This is a genomic window from Nocardia pneumoniae NBRC 100136 (assembly GCF_000308755.1).
Classification (GTDB): Bacteria; Actinomycetota; Actinomycetes; order Mycobacteriales; family Mycobacteriaceae; genus Nocardia; species Nocardia pneumoniae.
The window spans coordinates 15,716-33,943 of record NZ_BAGF01000149.1 but is presented as its reverse complement, the minus strand read 5'-3'; the positions used below and the strand labels follow the sequence as shown (position 1 = coordinate 33,943).

22 protein-coding genes are annotated in these 18,228 nt (G+C 67.8%); 13 read left to right on the top strand and 9 right to left on the bottom strand.

Annotation, left to right across the window (positions count from 1 at the left end):
• The first annotated feature begins 246 nt into the window (after positions 1–246).
• The 7 genes from ON34_RS30530 (at position 247) to ON34_RS30500 (ending at position 6,491) form a co-directional block, all read left to right on the top strand.
• Positions 247–795 carry a hypothetical protein gene (locus ON34_RS30530; RefSeq protein ID WP_040786213.1) on the top strand — a complete coding sequence of 183 codons (549 nt, stop codon included), beginning with the start codon at positions 247–249 and terminating at the stop codon, positions 793–795.
• A 60-nt stretch (positions 796–855) separates the two neighbouring features.
• Complete coding sequence (locus ON34_RS30525; RefSeq protein ID WP_051023369.1) at positions 856–1,350, top strand: GyrI-like domain-containing protein; 495 nt, start codon at positions 856–858, stop codon at positions 1,348–1,350.
• Positions 1,351–1,610: 260 nt separating this feature from the next.
• Positions 1,611–2,135 (top strand): DMT family transporter, encoded by a 525-nt coding sequence (locus ON34_RS33995; protein WP_051023368.1) that lies wholly within the window; start codon positions 1,611–1,613, stop codon positions 2,133–2,135.
• Positions 2,132–2,650 (top strand): DMT family transporter, encoded by a 519-nt coding sequence (locus ON34_RS30515; protein ID WP_040786210.1) that lies wholly within the window; start codon positions 2,132–2,134, stop codon positions 2,648–2,650. Before ON34_RS33995 ends, ON34_RS30515 begins: the two co-directional genes overlap by 4 nt.
• A 599-nt stretch (positions 2,651–3,249) precedes the next feature.
• Positions 3,250–5,670 (top strand): sensor histidine kinase, encoded by a 2,421-nt coding sequence (locus ON34_RS30510; protein WP_245548278.1) that lies wholly within the window; start codon positions 3,250–3,252, stop codon positions 5,668–5,670.
• A 33-nt stretch (positions 5,671–5,703) separates the two neighbouring features.
• The gene (locus tag ON34_RS30505; protein WP_040786207.1) at positions 5,704–6,120 is read left to right on the top strand and encodes a roadblock/LC7 domain-containing protein; all 417 of its coding nucleotides are present in this window, start codon (positions 5,704–5,706) and stop codon (positions 6,118–6,120) included.
• Entirely contained in the window at positions 6,117–6,491 is a 375-nt protein-coding gene (locus ON34_RS30500) for a DUF742 domain-containing protein (RefSeq protein WP_040786205.1), read from the top strand. Before ON34_RS30505 ends, ON34_RS30500 begins: the two co-directional genes overlap by 4 nt.
• A 9-nt stretch (positions 6,492–6,500) precedes the next feature.
• Here the strand turns inward: ON34_RS30500 and ON34_RS30495 are convergent, their stop codons facing one another.
• From ON34_RS30495 to ON34_RS30480, 4 genes are all read right to left on the bottom strand, one after another.
• On the bottom strand, positions 6,501–7,154 hold the full coding sequence (locus ON34_RS30495) for a hypothetical protein (RefSeq protein ID WP_157172525.1): 654 nt from the start codon (positions 7,152–7,154) through the stop codon (positions 6,501–6,503).
• A 20-nt stretch (positions 7,155–7,174) separates the two neighbouring features.
• A complete protein-coding gene (locus tag ON34_RS30490; RefSeq protein ID WP_040786198.1) occupies positions 7,175–9,130 on the bottom strand; it encodes a GMC family oxidoreductase in 1,956 nt (651 codons plus the stop codon).
• A 339-nt stretch (positions 9,131–9,469) separates the two neighbouring features.
• Positions 9,470–10,324, bottom strand: coding sequence for a DUF6882 domain-containing protein (locus ON34_RS30485; RefSeq protein WP_157172524.1), 855 nt, complete (start codon positions 10,322–10,324; stop codon positions 9,470–9,472).
• Positions 10,325–10,424: 100 nt separating this feature from the next.
• Positions 10,425–11,198, bottom strand: a complete 774-nt coding sequence (locus ON34_RS30480) for a PP2C family protein-serine/threonine phosphatase (protein WP_218003954.1) — start codon at positions 11,196–11,198, stop codon at positions 10,425–10,427.
• A gap of 575 nt (positions 11,199–11,773) precedes the next feature.
• On the opposite strand from ON34_RS30480, the gene ON34_RS30475 reads away from it, so the two are divergent.
• The gene (locus ON34_RS30475; protein WP_040786195.1) at positions 11,774–12,334 is read left to right on the top strand and encodes a hemerythrin domain-containing protein; all 561 of its coding nucleotides are present in this window, start codon (positions 11,774–11,776) and stop codon (positions 12,332–12,334) included.
• A gap of 73 nt (positions 12,335–12,407) precedes the next feature.
• Here ON34_RS30475 and ON34_RS36515 read toward each other — a convergent pair whose 3' ends face one another.
• Positions 12,408–12,554, bottom strand: coding sequence for a hypothetical protein (locus tag ON34_RS36515; protein ID WP_157172523.1), 147 nt, complete (start codon positions 12,552–12,554; stop codon positions 12,408–12,410).
• A gap of 181 nt (positions 12,555–12,735) precedes the next feature.
• Between ON34_RS36515 and ON34_RS30470 the strand changes: the two genes are divergently transcribed.
• Entirely contained in the window at positions 12,736–13,155 is a 420-nt protein-coding gene (locus ON34_RS30470) for a hypothetical protein (protein ID WP_040786192.1), read from the top strand.
• A gap of 50 nt (positions 13,156–13,205) precedes the next feature.
• On the opposite strand, the gene ON34_RS30465 is transcribed toward ON34_RS30470, so the two are convergent.
• On the bottom strand, positions 13,206–13,757 hold the full coding sequence (locus ON34_RS30465) for a dihydrofolate reductase family protein (RefSeq protein WP_040786188.1): 552 nt from the start codon (positions 13,755–13,757) through the stop codon (positions 13,206–13,208).
• Positions 13,758–13,917: 160 nt separating this feature from the next.
• Positions 13,918–14,196, bottom strand: coding sequence for a hypothetical protein (locus ON34_RS30460; protein ID WP_040786350.1), 279 nt, complete (start codon positions 14,194–14,196; stop codon positions 13,918–13,920).
• 279 nt (positions 14,197–14,475) lie between these two features.
• Between ON34_RS30460 and ON34_RS36510 the strand changes: the two genes are divergently transcribed.
• Both ON34_RS36510 and ON34_RS30455 read left to right on the top strand, forming a co-directional pair.
• Positions 14,476–14,631 carry a hypothetical protein gene (locus ON34_RS36510; RefSeq protein ID WP_157172522.1) on the top strand — a complete coding sequence of 52 codons (156 nt, stop codon included), beginning with the start codon at positions 14,476–14,478 and terminating at the stop codon, positions 14,629–14,631.
• Between the two features lie 140 nt (positions 14,632–14,771).
• A complete protein-coding gene (locus ON34_RS30455) occupies positions 14,772–15,125 on the top strand; it encodes a hypothetical protein (protein ID WP_040786185.1) in 354 nt (117 codons plus the stop codon).
• Between the two features lie 84 nt (positions 15,126–15,209).
• Here ON34_RS30455 and ON34_RS30450 read toward each other — a convergent pair whose 3' ends face one another.
• Entirely contained in the window at positions 15,210–15,983 is a 774-nt protein-coding gene (locus ON34_RS30450) for an SDR family oxidoreductase (RefSeq protein WP_040786182.1), read from the bottom strand.
• Between the two features lie 65 nt (positions 15,984–16,048).
• On the opposite strand from ON34_RS30450, the gene ON34_RS30445 reads away from it, so the two are divergent.
• Both ON34_RS30445 and ON34_RS30440 read left to right on the top strand, forming a co-directional pair.
• Positions 16,049–16,657, top strand: a complete 609-nt coding sequence (locus ON34_RS30445) for a TetR/AcrR family transcriptional regulator (protein ID WP_040786179.1) — start codon at positions 16,049–16,051, stop codon at positions 16,655–16,657.
• A 69-nt stretch (positions 16,658–16,726) separates the two neighbouring features.
• Positions 16,727–17,551: an LLM class flavin-dependent oxidoreductase gene (locus ON34_RS30440; protein ID WP_040786176.1), complete on the top strand. Its 825-nt coding sequence runs from the start codon at positions 16,727–16,729 to the stop codon at positions 17,549–17,551.
• On the opposite strand, the gene ON34_RS30435 is transcribed toward ON34_RS30440, so the two are convergent.
• Entirely contained in the window at positions 17,541–18,158 is a 618-nt protein-coding gene (locus ON34_RS30435) for a LysE/ArgO family amino acid transporter (RefSeq protein ID WP_051023375.1), read from the bottom strand. The genes ON34_RS30440 and ON34_RS30435 overlap by 11 nt on opposite strands.
• Positions 18,159–18,228 lie beyond the last annotated feature (70 nt).

The following is an 18,228-nucleotide window of genomic DNA, read 5'->3' as shown; positions in this document are numbered from 1 at the left end:
AGCCTCGGCCCCGCGCCGTCCGGCAGCGCCTTCGGTTCCGATGCCGAGGGCGCGACTTCGGGTGGACCTTTGGCTCTCGGCCCAATTCGCCCGCCTTCCGGCAGCGCCGGGCCCACGAGCGCTCGCCCCGGCTATCTCGGCGCCGGCAGCGCCGATCCCGACAGCCCTGGCCTTCTCGGTCCCGGCGATGCGGGACTCGACGGTGGCCCACACGCCACAACGGATGCGGCACCCGACCCGAACGGCATGGCAGGCAGTCCCGCCGAGGCACTGCAACTCGATACCGGCAGCGTCCAGATGGCGTGTACCGGTAGCGCCTTGACCGGAAGCGCATTGCTCCTGCTCGGATCGGCCACCGGCAGCGCCTTCGGCTCGTTCGGGTCGAGCCTCATCGGCCCGGGGTCGAGCCTCATCGGCCCTGGATCGAACGGATCGGCGCTCGGCAGCGCCGCCGTCGGCAGTGCCGCCACCGGCAGCGCGTTGCTGACCTGCCTCCTCCTGCTTCCCGCCGCCCCGCCGCCGGTACCGATGAGCCCCCTCCAACTCGGCCCGCCCGCTCCCGAAATCGTTCCATTTCCAGTCATCACGCAGACACCCCCGTTCCAGGCGGAACGCCCCCTCGCCGAGCCGCCGTCGTCCCCACCGAACCGCCAACGACCAAGGGACCTACCAGCCGCCGAACCGACCACCGACCCTCTCCCCTGGAACCTCATGAAGCTCATGACGGTATTGGTGGTCACCGTCCTCACCATCGTCCGCGTCCGCATGTCCCCCGGTCCCAGACGAATCCGATGAATTCCGGCCGTTCCCGCCGTCAGTGGTATCGGAGCCCCGCGACGACATCGAAGGAGAGTCATGACCACAGGCCGGATCACAGCTGATCTGACGGCTGATCCCCATTTGCTCGACCTCACCGAGGTGACCACGGCCGTCGTCCACGGCCGGGTCGCGGTGGGCGAGTTGCGTGAGTTCTTCGATATGTCGTTCCGTACGTTGCCGGAGGTTATCGGCGCGCAGGAGGCGATGATCGAGGGGCCCGCGTTCGGCCTGTACCGGGAGGCCTCCGACGGCTCGGTGGATATCGAAGTCGGGTTCCCGGTCGATCGGCGCATACGGCTCGACCGGGATGTCACCCCCGGTCGCCTTCCCGCAGGACAGGTGGCTCGGATCGTGCACGCCGGTGCGTTCGACGGGTTGAGCGCTACGTGGGACCGCTTGCGGTCCTGGATCGGCGCGCATGGGCTCACGCCGGGGCCGGTCCGGTGGGAGGTCTACATCACCCGGCCGACGCCGCAGATGGACCCGAGCGAGCTGCGCACGGAGCTGAACTGGCCTGTGCTGCCTGCCTAGTCGCGGCTGGACTGCCGGTGCGCTCGCGCTCAGCGGGTTACGGGATGACTCGAGACACGACGGGCGAGCGGTCCCGGTCGAGCCCACGGCGTCAGGTTGGGCGTGGGCGGGCGAACTGCGTTGGGATACGCCGCTATTGACGGTGCCGTTGCACAGCGGTACGTTACACAGGTCACGAAAGGTGGTGTCACTACCGAAAAGGTCGGGCGCCCGTCGCTGAGTTCGTGATGGCTTCTGCTTCCTGAACAGAAGGACGGGTCATGGCCTTCATCGGTCTCGGGCTGGTATTCCTCTTCATCTTCGTGTCCGGTGGGTTGCGGTCCGTCGAGGTCGGGTTCCAGAACACCCAGAAGATCTATGTGCGGAACGTGTGGCTGTGCGCGGTGTTCTCGTATGCCGTTGCGCTGGCCGGTTTCTCGATTTTCCTGGCGGTGTCGAAGGTGGTCGCGCCCTCGGCGTGGCCGAGTCTGGACGACGTGCGGAACATGCCGTGGTGGGCGCCGTTCGGCGGCTTGATCGGCGGCGTGGCGGTGGTCGGCATGATCACCGTCGCCAGGTACGTCGGCGTGGCGACCTTCAACGCGGTGGTCATCGTGAGCGAGATGGTGGTCGCGCTGGTGATGGATCACCTCGGGCTCATGGGTTTTCACGCACGAGAGATCACCCCGCCCCGCCTGGTCGCGGTCGGGTTGATCACGGTGGCGGTCTATCTGATGGCCAGCGACTCGCCCGAACAACCACCCGCATTACTCACCGCCGCCAGGGCCGAGGGGGTTTCCCGATGACGACCACGACGACCACCACTACCGCTGCCGAGAAGCGCCCCACGCTGACGCGCTCGGCGATGATCCTGATCTTCGCGCTCATGCTGGTCGGCGGCGCGTTGCGGTCGGTCGAGGCCGGGTGCCAGAACACGCTGAAGCTGGCACTGAAGGACGTGTGGCTGTGCGGGGTGATCTCCTACGCCGTGGCCCTCACCGGCGTCGGCGCGATTCTCCTTGCCGCACTGGTTGTTTCGCGCCGCCAGGAGTGGCCCACCCGTGCCGACCTCGCGGCCATGCCCAAGTGGGCGCCGTTCGGCGGCCTGACCGGTGGTGCGGCGATCTTCGCCATGATCTCGGTGGCCTCCAGTGTCGGCGTCGGCACGTTCAACGCCTTGATCATCGCCGGTCAGATGTTCGTCGCGGCGGCGATGGACCATTTCGGGGTGCTGGGCTTCCCTCGTCGCCGAATCAATGCCCGGCGCGTCGCGGCTTGCGTCATGATCATCATCGGCTCCTACCTCATGGCGAAGTACTGAGATCACGCTCGTAGCGATCGGCGGCACACCGGGCCGCGGAGACTGTACGACCAGCTTTCGGCGGCGGGTTCCCGTTCACGCTGCCGACTCCTCGAGTACGAGTGGCAACCCGCGCCCCTCCAGCCAAACCAGCCCGCTATCGCGATACCTCCACCATGTTAGTGCGCATTCGAACTTGTCTGGAGATTGAGCGGAAGGTCCACCGGAACCGCGCTCAGTATGTCGATGGTGATTCTTTAGCAGATACGGAACCGATACAGGCGGATGCGCAGCGTAGGCCGGTGTGCACCACGGGCTCATCTCGTACACGTCCGATCAGCTCAGCACCTCGTCGACGAGCCGTGCCGCGCGCTGCTGGTCGGCCTCCGAGCCATGCCGCGGCCGAGGAAAGTCCAGCCGCACAGGCGTGCTCGTGCGCTTCTCACCTGCCAGGAGCGACAATACGGCGGGGGTTGACGAGCTCGACCGGGGCGAGGTTACCTGTCACAACTGTGCAGATCCGCGACTGTGACGCGATAGTTTCGTTACTCTCTGGCGCGGGTATTGGGTGAGGTGCCGTCCGGGCCGGGCGGAGCCGCGTCGGAGGTAGGGCATTACGCGTGAGCAAGTGGGTCGAGCTGCGCAAATCCGCTGTGGGACTGGCGAGGTCGAGCCAGCGCAATGTCCGTGGTCGAGTCGGTGTGCGCATGCGGCTGTTGGCGATCGTGCTCATCTCCAGCGTCACGCTGCTCGCGATCGGCGGCGGCGCGGCCGGCTATCTGGTGAACTCCAGCCGGGCGGCGAAGGAATGGGCGGAGCTGGCCACCAGCACCACCGGACCGGCCATTCTCATGGTGCAAGCGTTCGAAGAGGAGCGGCGGTTGTCGCTGCTGTATCTGGCGGGCGATGCCGAACTCGCACAGGGGCTTGCCGCCGCGCGCCAGCGCTCGGACGCTGCGCTGGCGGCGGTGATGGCCAAGGGTGACGCCGCCCGCAAACTCAATCCCGGCGGTTCGGCCAGCGATATCGAGGGTTACAACAAGCTGTTCACCATAGTTCCGGCGCTGCGCGGCGGGGTGGACGCGCAGCAGGTCCCGCCGAATCAGGTGTTCGATTTCTTCAGTCAGCTCATCGGGACGATCATCGCCGCGTCGATGCTGGCCGCCCGGGTGGCGCCGGAGGCCGACATCGCCGTCGAACTGGGCTACGGCGTCGATCCGCTGCGCGCGGCCGAGTCGCTGTCGATGGCGGACACCCTGGGCGCGGTAGCGCTGACCCTCGGCGAACACACTCCGGCGCAGTTCACCGAGTTCAACCGTCTGGTGGGCGAATTCCGCAGTGAGGTGGCGTATTCGGGGCGCGTGCTGAAGGGGACCCGGCTCGCTCAGCTCAACGAGATCACCGCCGGACCGGCCTACCAGAAGGTGATCGCGATGCAGGACGCGGTGATGCTGCGCGGTCCGGTGTCGGCGAGCGACACCACCTCCGATGAGTCCAGCCGTCTCGGCGACGGCACCGGCCGGTCCCAGGACTCTCGCTCCACGTCCAAGACCGCCCCGCTACCCATGAGCGTCGCCGCATGGCAGGAGGCATCCGGTCAGGTCGTGTCGGCACTGCTGAAACTCTGGGAGGACCAGAGCCGCGACGCGCACGTCATCGCGCGCGAGCATGGCGAGCGGACCGCGCAGCAGTCCCTGCTCGGCGGTGCGGCGGTGCTGGTGATCGCGACCCTCGCCTTCCTGGCGGCATTGATCCTGGCCAACCGTTTCATCGGGCGCATGCGCCGATTGCGGCGCGACACCTTGGAATTGGCCGACCATCAGCTGCCCGATCTGATGCGCAGGCTCGGTCAGGGCGAGAACGTCGACTCGACGGCCGAGGCGTCGCGTCTGGATTTCGGTACCGACGAACTCGGCCAGGTGGCCGACGCCTTCAACCGGGCGCATGTCGCGGCCGTGGCCGCCGCGGTCGCGGAGGCGAAGACACGCGCGGGCGTGAACGCGGTGTTCCTCAACATCGCCCACCGCAGCCAGGTCGTGGTGCATCGGCAGCTGGCCCTGCTGGACCAGGCCGAGCGCAAGGAGGAGAACGCCGACCAGCTCGAGCTGCTGTTCCAGCTGGACCACCTGGCCACCCGGGCCAGACGCAATGCGGAGAACCTCATCATTCTCGGCGGCGAGCAACCGGGCCGCCGTTGGCGTAAGCCGGTTCCGCTGCTGGAGCTGGTTCGCGGCGCGGTCGCGGAAAGCCTCGATTACGCCCGGATCCAGACCGGCCGGATGCCCGAGGCACAGGTGTCGAGCAAGGCCGTAGCCGACCTGATCCATCTGATGGCCGAGCTGATGGACAACGCGACCGCCTTCTCACCCCCGCAGGCGCGCGTCGAGGTTTCCGGCGTCGTGGTCGGGCGCGGCGTCGCGATCGAGATCATCGATCAGGGCCTGGGCATGTCGGAGGCCGACTTCGCCGCACGCAACGAACTGCTGTCGAATCCACCGGACTTCAGCGTGGTGTCGCTGTCCAGCGACGCCCGGCTGGGGCTGTTCGTCGTCGCGAAACTGGCACACCGCCACGGTGTTTCGGTGCGGCTGGGCGAATCCGTTTACGGCGGTGTTCGCGCGGTGGTGCTGATCCCCACCGCACTCTTGCAGCCGCAGAGCCCGTCCCAGGAGGAGAACGGCGATCTCGACGGCAAGCCCATCGATGCCGCGGACAGCACGGCCCCGGACGACGCGAAGCGGCAGCAGTCGCCGGTGGCGCGGCAATCGGCATGGTTCACACCGCACTCCGAACAGGACTCGTCCTCCTCGGCGCCGGGCGAAAGCAGCGAATCCCCTGCCGCCACGACGTCTTCCGCGGCGACTCCGGATTCCAAGCCACCCCTACCGCGACGCCGTCGTCAGTCCGAATCCGCGACCGAGACGGCGGCGCCCACCATCGCTCCGGTGCGGGAGCGAACCGCCGACGAGGCGCGCAATCTGATGAGCGCCATCGAGAGCGGCACCCGCCAGGGACGCCGGACCCGACCCGACGTCGACTAGACCGCGACGAAGAACCCACCAGAAAAGGCGACGATGACTACTTCCCCGACAACCGGCCTCGGCTGGCTGCTCGACGAGCTGGTCAACGGACTGACCGGAGCACGCTGCGCGGTACTGCTGTCCTCGGACGGGCTGCTGCTCGGCTATTCGAATCAGCTCGACCGGACCGACGCCGAGCGGTTCTGCGCGATGGCGTCGGCGCTGCACAGTCTGTCGCGCAGCGTCGGACACCATTTCGATGCCGGTGGGGTCAGCCAGACGGTGGTGGAACTCGACCGCGCGGTGCTGTTCGTCACCGCGGCGGGCGCCAACGCCTGTCTGGCGCTGCTGGCGTCCGAGGACGCCGACATGGGCATGGTCGCCTACCAGATGAATCAGACGGTACAGCGGGTCGGCACACATCTGTCGGTCGACTCCCGCCCGCACCCGCCCGCTTCGACACAGCCATGAGTCATCCGCGCGAACCCTGGTATGAGGAGGACGCCGGCCCGCTGGTCCGGCTCTACGCCATCACCCGCGGCCGGGGTCGTGCCGTACGGCCGGAACTGAACGTCGCCACCCTGGTGGTCGACGCCGGGCACGGTACCGTACTGCGGCGCACCGAACCGGAATACGCCGCCATCGCCGAGTTGTGCCGCACCCCGCAGTCGGTGGCCGAGGTGGCGGCGCACCTCGGCCTTCCCTTGACGATGACGAAGGTTCTCGTCGGCGACCTGATCGATGACGGCCAGCTGGTCTGCCGATCGGAGCAGTCCACGGCGGAGGCCAATTCCGATCTCGGTGTGCTCCATGCCGTGCTGAACGGAATACGAGCGATCTGACAACAGCGGCTAGCGCCATTCCCCGATGGGATGGTCTGGCACTATCACTTCGCCACCTGCACTGTCGAGGCAGAACCAATGCCAGTCACCATTCAGGTGATGGAATGCGTCGGACGCGCGAGAGGCGGCGGTGAGCTGGGCAAACCCTCCACCCCCGCTCGAGCAGTTGCCTGTCCTCGGGCTGGTCCTGAAATAGATACCCCAGGCGTAGCGGTCCGCACTATCGATGCGGTAGAGCCCGAGCCGGTCACCTTCGAACGTCCGCGGATCGACACCGTCGCGCACCTGCCGTGCGGCGTCATCGAAGCTGTGCGCCGAGAACTGCCAGCGCACCGCGATCGGTAGGTCCGCGCCCCACGCGGCCACCGTGAACGCCGCCACCAGCGCAGGCGCGAGCAGGGGACCGAGCTCGGGTACCCGAAGCCGCCGGGTTACGACTACCCGGGTCAGGTAGCCGATGATCACACAGAACAACCCGAACGAGGCGCTGATCGAGAAAAACCACAACAGCAACGACTCGGCGCTGTCCGGGGCACTTGCCCGCAGAAGTGCGCCTGGGCAAGACGCAACCGTGCAGGCGAGTACCAGGTACCAGGCGAGCTGTGACCGGAGTCGTCGATTCTCCGGTCGACCGGGAAGGTTGCCGGACGGCGCCGTGCTCATGCCGGAAGCCTAGCCTGCAATCATATGAGCTGCGCGGCAAGCCTTTTCGCGTTCATGTAGGCGATCGCCTCGATCGACACCATGGGGTTCACACCCGATGCGGTCGGGAAGCACGAGGCGTCGGCGACGACGATATTCCCGATCTCCCAGGTCGCGCCGTCGGGGTTGGTGGCCGACAGGTCGGGCGAGCCGCCCATCCGGGCCGAGCCCATGATGTGCAGGGCACCCATCGAGCATTGTCCCGGCCCGTACCCGGCGGCCTGGCAGGCGTCGGCGAAATCGGCATGCGAGCCGCGCTTGCCGGGTTCGTAGGAGATGCCCGCCTGGTGTCCGGAGAAGATACGGCGCGCTCCGGCGGCCTCCAGAATGCTTGCGGCCCCGACCACTCCGGTGTGCATATGGGCGGCGTCGTGGTCCGAGAGCCGGTATTCGACGAACGGCTCACCGCTGCGGTCGATGGAGACGGTACCGGGATCACGGTCGCGAGTGATGATGCCGATGGCGTTGGTGCGCGCGAAGCCGAGCATGACGGCACGGTGCTCAGACGCGCAGCGCCAGCTCATGAATCCGGTTGCCAGGCCGGGATGCACCGGCCCGGTTTCGTAGATGACCCCGTAGCCGTTGCCGTCCAGATCGCTGTGGCGGCGGCAGATGCGGGTCTGCATGCCGCCCTCCCATGGCCGGATCTCCTCGTCGAACACCCCGAACACGGCGGCGGCCGGATGCAGGCGCAGATAGCGGCCGATGTTCTTGTTGCGCAATCCGGAACGCCGCAGCAGCGCGGGCGTCTGGATGGCCCCGGCCGCGACCACCACCGCACGAGCGTGCACCTGGATCTCGACGCCGTCCGAGGTGCGGGCCGACACACCCTGCGCACGACCGTTGCGCACGACGATCCGACGGACATCGGCGTCCACGACCAGCCGCGCACCACGATCGGCCGCGTCCACGAGCCAGGTCTTGGTCACCGACTGTTTGGCGCCCAACCGGCACCCGTAACCGCATCGGCCGCACTCCACACCGGCATCGCAGGCGTCGGAGACGTTGCGCGGCAAGGTATCCACTTCCCAGCCCAGCGCCGAGGCGCCGCGCTCCAATACACCGTCACGCGCCGACAGCGGAGAACGCTGGTCGGTGACGCCGATCCGCCGTCGCACCACGTCGAGCGCGTCGCCGAACTCGGCGTCGGCGAATTGCCGGGCGCCCAGGGCGGCCCACTCCGTCCGGACGTCGCCGGGCGTGGGCAAGGAGGTGCTCCAGTTGACCACGGTTCCGCCGCCCAGGCACGTGCCCGCGACGAGAGTGATCTGACCTTCCGCGGACGCGGACGGGCCCGGCGCGTACAGGCGCTGTAGCGCGCCGAGCTCGCCGGTGCCGAAATCCCGATCGTCGTAATAGTTTCCGCGTTCCAGCACCACGACGTCGAGCCCGGCTTCGGCCAGCACCGCGGCGGCGGCGCCCCCACCGGCGCCCGAGCCGACGACCACCACATCGCAGGCCAACTCCGTCCTCTCGGCGCAGCGCAGTGGGGTCAACGAGGGCTTCGGCGCCGTCGGCAGCGGGCCCGCGGGAGCGGGATAGCCGATCTCTTTCCACAGCGGGTTGGCGCCCGACGGGCCGGGGGTGATGTTGTAGGACAGCAGCGAAGCTTGCTTCAGCGCCTGGAAGATCACGCGCACCGACGCGAACCGCGAATCGGCGAGCCGGAGCAGCGCCCGCTCCCGCTGCCGCTGCGACAAGCTGGAGAACCGCCGTGGGCCTCTTCCGGTCAGCAAGCCGGTCAGCGGTGAGTCCCACAGGTCCAGCAGCATGGCCAACTGCTTCTTCTCGGCCTGCCGGGGGTTACGGCCCAGCAGTTCGAAGACCGTATCGACCGCACCGAGCGCGCTCGCGCCGGGCAGCGTCAGCTCGTCGCCGGGGTTGAAGGTGTCGCAGATGACGCTCAGCGCGGCGCGCTGCTTGGCCGTTGGTTCCATATCGAGCAGTACCCTCCGTGTCCGCTGGTAGCGTTGTATCACATCATGTGAATCATCGATTACAAATCGGCGATTTATCAGTTGCGATCTACGCAGATTGCACAGAATAGACAGACACATAGCAGCGCAACCGGCCGTGCACGGCGCCAACCGGCAGCTGCCGCCCCACACCAAGAAGACTGTCGACTCGACGTGGGCAGTGATGGAAGCTCGCCCGCGTCGATCCCACGACGATCAGCGCCGAAAGAGCCGCGAGAGGGCGCGCACCATGAGGACGGCACCTGCTCGGGCGCGGACCGATGAACACGATCACGCCCGGCGCTCGCCGCGCTGGGCCGGTCAGCGGCGGGGCGGGTCCAGATCCAGGTCCGTGATCCGCGATCCTGGCGCATGTCCCGGATGACCAGTCGCCTGCCGCAGACCGCGCGACACCGATGCGCGGCACGACTGCGGCGATAAGGGTTTCGGCTCGGACGGCGGCTCGCTCCGATCCAGGTCCACGCGAACGTCGACGCTCGCGACCTGCCCGCCGTCGTCGAATTCGATGTCGCCCGCTACGCCGTCGCCGCTGAATTCGAGCCACCGGTAGTCATCGAGGAATCCGGTGTGCAGTCCCCGCCTGGTCAGATAGCTGTGCACGGCGCGTCGATGGTCGCTCAGCGGCAGCGCACCGACACCGAAGGCCAGTACGCGCGCAAGGCTCGACGCGGTGGGCGGCGGCAGCAGGAACGCCGGATGTTCGACGAGGAACGCCACGCAGGTGCCGTCGGTGACACCGCAGTAGGAACTCCAGCGCCCACAGACGATCTTCGCGGCGTCCGCCAGCAGCCCGGCGACCTGGTGCGGCTCCGGCGCGGCACCGGCGAGAGCGACAGGCAGCTCCGCCGAGCACAATTCGGCGACGCGATACCGAAAACCGAACTCCCGCACCGTCTCCGCGGCCTTCAGCAGCGACGGCGGGTAGCCCCACGGATTGGCCCAGCCCCACAACCACGACTCGGCGTCGGCCGTGCCGATCAGGTGGACCTTGGTGCACACGAACGAGCCCGCTTCGCCGACGAATTCCAGCCGCCGTCCGTCCAGATCCGCGTGCCACTCGTGCTCGCCCAGCACTTCTTCGAGATGGAGGCGATGCTCGAGCGAGAGCAATCCCGCGTCATCGAGGAGCCGCGTCAGTGGCACAGGTTCGGACACCTGCGTCAGCGTACTGAAATGCCGCTGCTCCGCTGCTGATCACATCACCCAGGCCGACGTGGTATCGGTCACCGTTCCGGCGAGTCCGGCATGACGCACGTCAGCTGTTCGCGCCGCTCTCCTCGACCATGCGGGACGGTATGTCCACGACAACCGCGGTGGTGTTGTCGGTTCCTCCGGCACGGAGTGCGGTGTCGACCAGCGTGTTCGCGATGGTTTCGACCGTGCCGCCTTCTGCCAGTAGGGCTTTGATCGTGGCGATGCCGAGTTTCTTGTGCACTCCGTCGGTGCTCAGCAGCAGTCTGCCCGTGCTCGATCCGGTTACCGCGTAGCCGATCTCGTCCGGTCGCACGGTGCGCACCGACGTGGTGACGAGATGACCGGTCCGTGGCGCGGGAACGAGCCCGCGGGCGCGGTACAACTCCTCGACGGTGTGGTCGGTGGTGATCTGGTGCAGCACGCGCCCGTTCCACCGGTACGCGCGACAGTCACCGACCCAGGCCACCTCGCAGGGCCCCTCGGGCTTGCACTCGGCGGGCAGCACCGCGACGACCAGCACACTGTCGGCCGAAGGCTCCGGTACGGCCTGCCGCAATTCGCGTTGCGCCGCAAGTATTCCCGCACGGCCTCCGTGACGTGCCCCGACCCGTGCCGCCACGGAGGCCGCCGTGCGCGCCGCCTTCGCGGCCAAGAGATGGTCCCCGACACCATCGGCGACCGCGAACGCCGTCACGCCCGTCACCGTGTCCGTCTCGACGACCACCGCGTCCGCGTTGATCGACCGAGCTCCGCGCCGACTCACCGAACCCCAGTGCGCGTTGCCGAGCCCGAGGGTCCGGATCCGCGGCATGCTCGGGGTGGTGGCGGAATGCATGGCCTCTCCTCGGGCTGTGGACGCTGCGGCCGATCGGCGCACCCTTTCAGGACACCGGCCCAATCCGTGCGCTTCGCCAGAGGCCCCCGTGTAACTGCTGAGAATCAGTCAACAATCGGGTCACGACGTGCGGACACACGGCATGGTCATCTGACCGATTGCCGGTGTCCCGATCCACCGGGTCGACCCGGTTTCATGGCACATCGGCAGCCCCGCTTTCGGCCGAGTCACCTGCCGTGTGGCGACCCTCGAGCCACACACTCACCGCCACCGTGGCATACGCCGCGGCCGCCGCCAAGCCGGGCAGGATGAGCATGAGCGTGAGAAACGAAACGAACGAAGACACAAGCCCTCCCGGACCACGCGATCGGATAGGTCGCACCGGTGCGCACACGACAGCACCGTCATGGCCGCGCATACCCACCATTCGACATTCGATGCACGCCGAGACGCCGGTTTCGTAGGCAGCAGCGCGGGAATGCGCACTGCGAAGGCGCCTGTACCGCATCGGTCGCCGCTGGCTGCCTCCCTGGTCAACGGCGAAATGGAGCGGCCATCCTGGAAGGAGAACAAGCATGCCTGCAACGATCAACTCGACCTCGGACGCCGTCGACTTCCTGGTCCAGCAACACGGACGGATCCGGCAGCTGTTCGCCGAAACCGCTCAGGCATCCGACGTCAAGGAGCGCGAGAAGAAGTTCTACGAGCTGCGACGGCTCCTCGCGGTGCACGAGACCGCCGAGGAGGAGATCATCCACCCGCGCGCACGCCGGGAGATCGGCGACGGCGCTGGCATCGTCGAGGCACGCCTGGACGAGGAGAACAAGGCGAAGAAGCAGCTGGCGGACCTCGAAGACCTCGACATCGGCTCGGTCGAGTTCGAGGTCAAGCTGGAGGGCTTGCGCAAAGCCGTGGTGGCGCACGCTGAGCACGAGGAAACCGAGGAGTTCAACCGTCTGCGCCAAGAAATGGACCCCGATTCCCTGAAGCGGATGCGCAGCACAGTCGAACTCGCCGAAGCAATGGCACCGACCCGCCCCCACCCCGGTGTCGAGTCGGCCACGGCCAACGCTCTCGTCGGCCCGTTCGCGGCGATGATGGACCGTGCCAAGGACATGATCAGCAAGCCACGCTGAGCAAGTCCCCGTTCGACGCCGCGGCGCCGGGCTTCGCCTGATCAGGGCGATCCCGGCGCCGCGCTCTCCTATCTCACAGCAGAACCAGAGCGACACTCAGCACACACAACACCAGCACCCATGCCGCCACGGTGAGACGGATAGAACCCTCCGCATCGGAATCGCCGCGATGACGGCGTCGACCGGCGCGGTACGGCGGGCGCGAGGCCGAAACGGACATGACATCCTCCTTCGGTCGGCTTGCGTCGGGGAGTCGCATACCCGCTTTCGGCGCCGATCGTCGCGATGTCGCTGTGGCGAATACCACCGGCCGGGTGCGACGACGAAGATCCGGCGGCTCACCTGCGGTGTTTGGGGTCGGCGACGAAGGGAAGTCGCTCGATGCAGGAGAGGAGTCGGCAATGACCGAACCGAAAGACACCTATGACCCGCCACAGGACACGGGCGCGCCCGACTCGGCCGAATCCGATCCGGCCGCGCTCAGCAGCGCGGAGGATCTCGACGAGGACCGGCTGCGTTCCGATCCGCTGGAGGCCGGAATGGACCCGCCCGAGCACTGGTCGGGAGCCACCCGGTACGGCATGACGCACTGGGAGGAAGCCCATCCTCGACCGATCGGAGATCGGCTCGCCGAGGAGGAGCCCGATATCGACCCCGACCGGGAGCCGGGAACGGGGCAGACGGGCAAACTGAGGGACATCACGTGCGACAGCGACGAGGTGCCCGTCGAGCACAGCTACGAAGAGGAGCTCGGCGTCGCGGCCGATGTCGCGGGTGGCTCGGTGGCGGACGAAATCCGCCACGCCGCACCGCCCGAGTGATCGATGGCGTTTCGCCGGGCGGTCGGCGAGGATCGCCCAGCGGCGTGCGGTCAGGCCCGAGCCGGGCCGTAGTCGAGGTGGACGACGCCGTTGTCGTAGACCTCGTGTTCCTTCAACACGAGCTTGGTCGCGTCGGCGCCGTCGCTCCACAGCCGCTTGCCCTTGCCGAGCGCGATCGGGTACACGAACAGGTGCAGGTCGTCGATCAGACCGTCATCCAACAGCGCCCGCACCAGCGTGCCGCTGCCGCTGATGTAGATGGCGCCGTCGATCTCGTCTTTGAGCTTGCGGATGACCTCCGGGTCGTAGACGCCGATGCGGGTACTGTTGGCCCATTCCACCTGGGGTTCGTTCGCACCGACGACGTACTTCGTCGTGTCGTTGAAGAACGGCGCACCCGGGTCGTCCTCCACCGTGCGGGTCGACCACGCCGGGGCGAACATCTCGAACGTGATGCGGCCGAGCAGGATGGCCTTCGACGCGGAGGTGATCGCGCCGAGCGTCGCACCCATCTTCGGATCGAATCCGTATTCGAACGTCCAGGACGGATTCTCGTACACGCCGTCGAGTGCGATGAACTCGTGAACTGCGATGGTGCCCATGATGACTACCTTCCGTGCGAGATCGGCGGCTGCCGGGTGCGGCTACTGTCGCGCCGTCGGGAACGACTCTGGGCGCCGCCGGGCGGTTTGTCCACCACCACACGAAGAACCGGCCCGACAAAACCCGTCGAGCCGGTCGTCACGAGTGGAGGACTGCGCGTCAGCCGACGATGGCATTCATGATCGTGCCCGCACTGGTCGCCACCGCGCCGCCCGCCATCGCGCTGGCGACCATCTTGGGCGACTGGAGGGTGCCGCCGTTCCACTTCTCCCACGCGAACCTGCCACCCCCGTATGTGATCGCCGTGATGCCGGAGAGCTGGACAAGCCAGGTGAAGTAGCGGCCCAACTGCATCAGCTTGTCCGCCATCGGCGGTTCTTCCGGAGTTGGATTATCGAACTGCGCCATCACGGTGTCGTGTAGCGCGGCCAGAATCATGCTCACGTTCGTGCTCCTTTTTCGCATGCCGATGGTGATGCCGGAGACAAATTCGAGAGAAAGAGCGGAGCTGCTGAGCGGCAAACTCGTGACAAGATCGATTAGAACGTATCGCGGTGGTGTATTCCCCGCGACACACCGGAGCGCGCATGACGGGAGTCACAGCGTCCGCGCCGTGCCGAGCGAGGCTGCCGCCATTAGGATTTCACTAGGTGCAGGGGCTGACATCATGTCGGCGCAGTGCGGCGCCGACCCCACCGTGACCGAGGGGAGGGCACAATGCACACCGCTTTCTTGATTCGACTTCTCATCACGCTGCTGATCGTCACGGCCACGGCTGTGGTGGCTGGTTACGCCACCGTTATCGCGGCTTATTGGTTCGAGCTGCGCTCCACCGAACGACACGGGGGGCGCGTGGATCCGTCGCCGCGCTGACCGCACGGAATTCCCCGCGCGATTGCTCTCGGCGGATGGACCACAGCGAGGGGTGGCCGAACACCGCGCGGTGACGTTTGGGTCGTCGCCGTCCGGCAATCACGACGAGGAACCGAAGGGCCGATAGCGGCGAGGTGACGATGGTCGACGATGTCGAGAAGCGGTGGCGCGATCCGCGGATGTTCCGCCGCGCCGCGAGCTATGTCGCCTCGGTCCTCGCGACGGCCACGCTGGTCTTCCTGCTCATCCTGCTGTGGGCAGCCGAGCGCGAATGCGTGGACGCGGACACGCTGCTGTGCGACACGACCGCGGAAAGCGCCGTGGTGATCGGACCGTCGGCCGTCCTGCTGATCGGCGGGATCGGCGCTTTCGTCGAAACCTACCTTCAGTGGCGCCGCGGCCGGGCGTGGCCGATCTGGCAGGGCGCGGGCTGGTTCCTGTTCGTCTTGATGGTGGTCTACCTCGGTATCGGCGGCGGCGCGGCCGCGCGCTGATCGGTCGGCGACTTTCCCGGCATGCCGCTCCCCCTGACCGGGCGGCGCGGACGCGGAGAGTACGCGCCCGCGCGTGTCCGGCGATCACCAGGACGGCGTTCGCGGCCCGAGGAACAAGCCGCCGTTCACCTCCAGGGTCTGACCGGTGACCCAGCGACCGTCGTCGGAAGCGAAGAAGGCCACCGCGTCGGCGATGTCCGCGCCCGCGCCGACCCGCTCCAGCGCGGTCATGCTCGCGACGCCGGAAATCGCGCCCTCGTTGGTGTGCAGCCAGGAATTCATCTCGGTATCGGTGATGCCGGGCGAGACCGTGTTCACCGTGATCCCGCGCGGCCCCAGCGTGTTCGCGAGCGAACGGCCCAACACGTTGAGCGCGCCCTTGGTCATCCCGTAGACCACTTCCGGCGTGGCGAACCACGTGACGCCGGAGGAGATGTTCACGATCCGCCCGCCGTCCCGCAGCAGCGGCAGCGCCCGCTGGATGATGAACAGCGGCGCCCGCACGTTGACCGCGAACAGCCGATCGAACTGCTCCTGGGTCGCGTGCTCGATGGTGGCGTCGTAGACGATGATCGCGGCGTTGTTCACCAGGATGTCCAGCGGGCGATCACCCAGTCCCGCGGCCAGCTCGCCGAACAGCTGGTCGATATCGCCTTCGGCACCCAGCTCGGCGCGCACCGGGAACGCCCGGCCGCCCGCGCGCCGGATCGCCGACACCGTCTCCTCCGCCGCGTCCTTGTTGGTCCCGTAGTGCACGGCCACCTCCGCGCCGTCGGCGGCCAGCCGTTCGGCGATGGCGCGGCCGATGCCCCGCGAGGCGCCGGTCACCAAAGCGGTCTTTCCGTTCAGATCGGTCATACTTCGCCCTTCCACTCTTGTTAGGTAACGTTCCCTAACATTGTCCCGAGGGCTACTCTAGGCCTGTGGAAGCGAAACGTCGACCCGCCGCGGAGACCAGGGATCACATCCTGGTCGTCGCGCGGGAGCTGTTCTATCAGCAGGGGATTCGCGCGACCGGCGTGGATCGTGTCGCGGCCGAGGCCGGTGTCGCGCCACCCACCCTGTATCGGCTGTTCTCCTCCAAGGACGATCTCGTCGCCGCCTATCTCGAGCGCGAGGACCGCCACTACCGGGAGTGGTTCACCGCCGCGGCCAGCGGCGACGGACCGCGCGAACGCATCCTCGCCGTGTTCGACGCACTGGCCGAGCAGGTCCGTCCGGAATCCTGTCGCGGGTGCCCGTTCCTCATCGCGCTCGGGGAGTTCCCGGATCGCGACCTGCTCAGCCACAAGCACGCCGTCGTCATGAAGAGCTGGGTCCGCACCCAGTTCCGCGCGCTGGTCGACGAACTCGCCGCCACCGCGCCCGTCCCCGATCCGGCCGCCCTGGCCGACCAGCTCATGCTCGTCATGGAAGGCGTCTACGCCACGACCCAGGCGTTCGGCCCGACCGGCCCCGCTACCCGGTCCCGGCTCCTCGTCGAGACACTGCTTCCCGGTAAAACAGATTGCCCAGCAGCAGTATCCACGTGAGCGTCCGTGACATCGACATGAGCGACGGGAACATTGGCGTGGGGACCGCGGCTTCGTAGCGTCGAAACCATGACCTTGGAAATCGGCACCATCCTGCCCACCTCGACGCCCGACCCCGCCCATCCCATCCTGGGTGACGTGCGCGCGAGCGCCCGTTTCGCCGAAGAGATCGGTCTCGACTCGGTGTGGTCCACCGATCATCTCGTCGCCAGCGCGCCGATCCTGGACAGCACCACGGTGCTGGCCACCGCCGCCGCCGTGACCGACCGCATCCGCATCGGCTACAGCGTCATGCTGCTGGCCTTGCGCCCGGCCGCCTGGGCCGCCAAGCAGGTCACCACATTGCAGTACGTCTCCGGCAACCGGCTGATCCTCGGCGTCGGCACCGGCAACCCGGCGCACGGTGACGTCGGATGGCGCGCGGCCGGAGTGCCGTTCGCCGAACGCGGTCGTCGCACGGATGAGGCGCTGCGCGTGCTCCCCGACTTGGTCACCGGGCGGCCGACGACTCTGCCCGACGGGACCGTGGTCACACTGTCACCGGAGGCGTCCATGCCGCCGGTACTCGTGGCGGGCGACGCTCCGGCGGCGCGCCGACGCGCCGCCGCCTACGCGGACGGCTGGGTCGCCATCGGTCTCGAACCGGATCAGGTGCGCGCGAGCAAGGCCGAGTTGGCTTCGCTCGCCGAGGAATACGGCCGTCGTCCCCCTACCGTCACGATCGTCGCGCCGCCGCTGGCGACCGATCCGGGCCACGCTGCCGATCAATCGGCCGCCTACGCGGACGCGGGCGCGGAACGGCTGATCCTGGCTCCCTCCGGAGCGGAGTGGCGCGCCGACTACGAGTTCGCCGCGAAGATCAAGGCACAGCTGGATACCGTGCTCACCCGGTGAACAGCAGCCCCAGACCGAGGCCGAACAGCACCACCGCGATCACCGTATCCAGCACCCGCCACGCGAACGGGCGAACGAACAGCGGGCCGAGCAGTCGCGCGCCGAATCCGAGCGCGGTGAACCAGAGCACGCTGGCCAGCATCGCCCCCGCCCCGAGGAACCAGCGGTCCGGAGTGCCATAGGTGCTGGCGAAGGAGCCGAGCAGCACCACGGTGTCCAGATAGACGTGCGGGTTGAGCCAGGTGAGCGCCAGGCAGGTGGCCACCGTGGCACCGAATGCCGCGGTGGCCCGCGCCGATTCGACGGTCAACGCGGCGGAGTCGAACGCTCGCCGCGCCGCCGCCACCGCGTAACCGATCAGGAACGCCGCACCCGCGTAGCGCGCCACCACCAGCACCGCCGGAGCGGCCTGGACGATCACGCCGAACCCGCCGACCCCGGCCGCGATCAGCACGATGTCCGAGACCGCGCACACCGTCACCACCGCGGGCACGTGCCTGCCGCTGATGCCCTGCCGCAGGACGAACGCGTTCTGCGCACCGATCGCCACGATCAGCGACAGGCCGAAGCCCAGACCGGACGCGGCCGCCACCGCCGCGGAAGAAATACTCACGTCCAGCGACGCTAAGCCGAGCACCATACCCAGACAAGCTAAAGATTCTTACCTGTCATTAGAA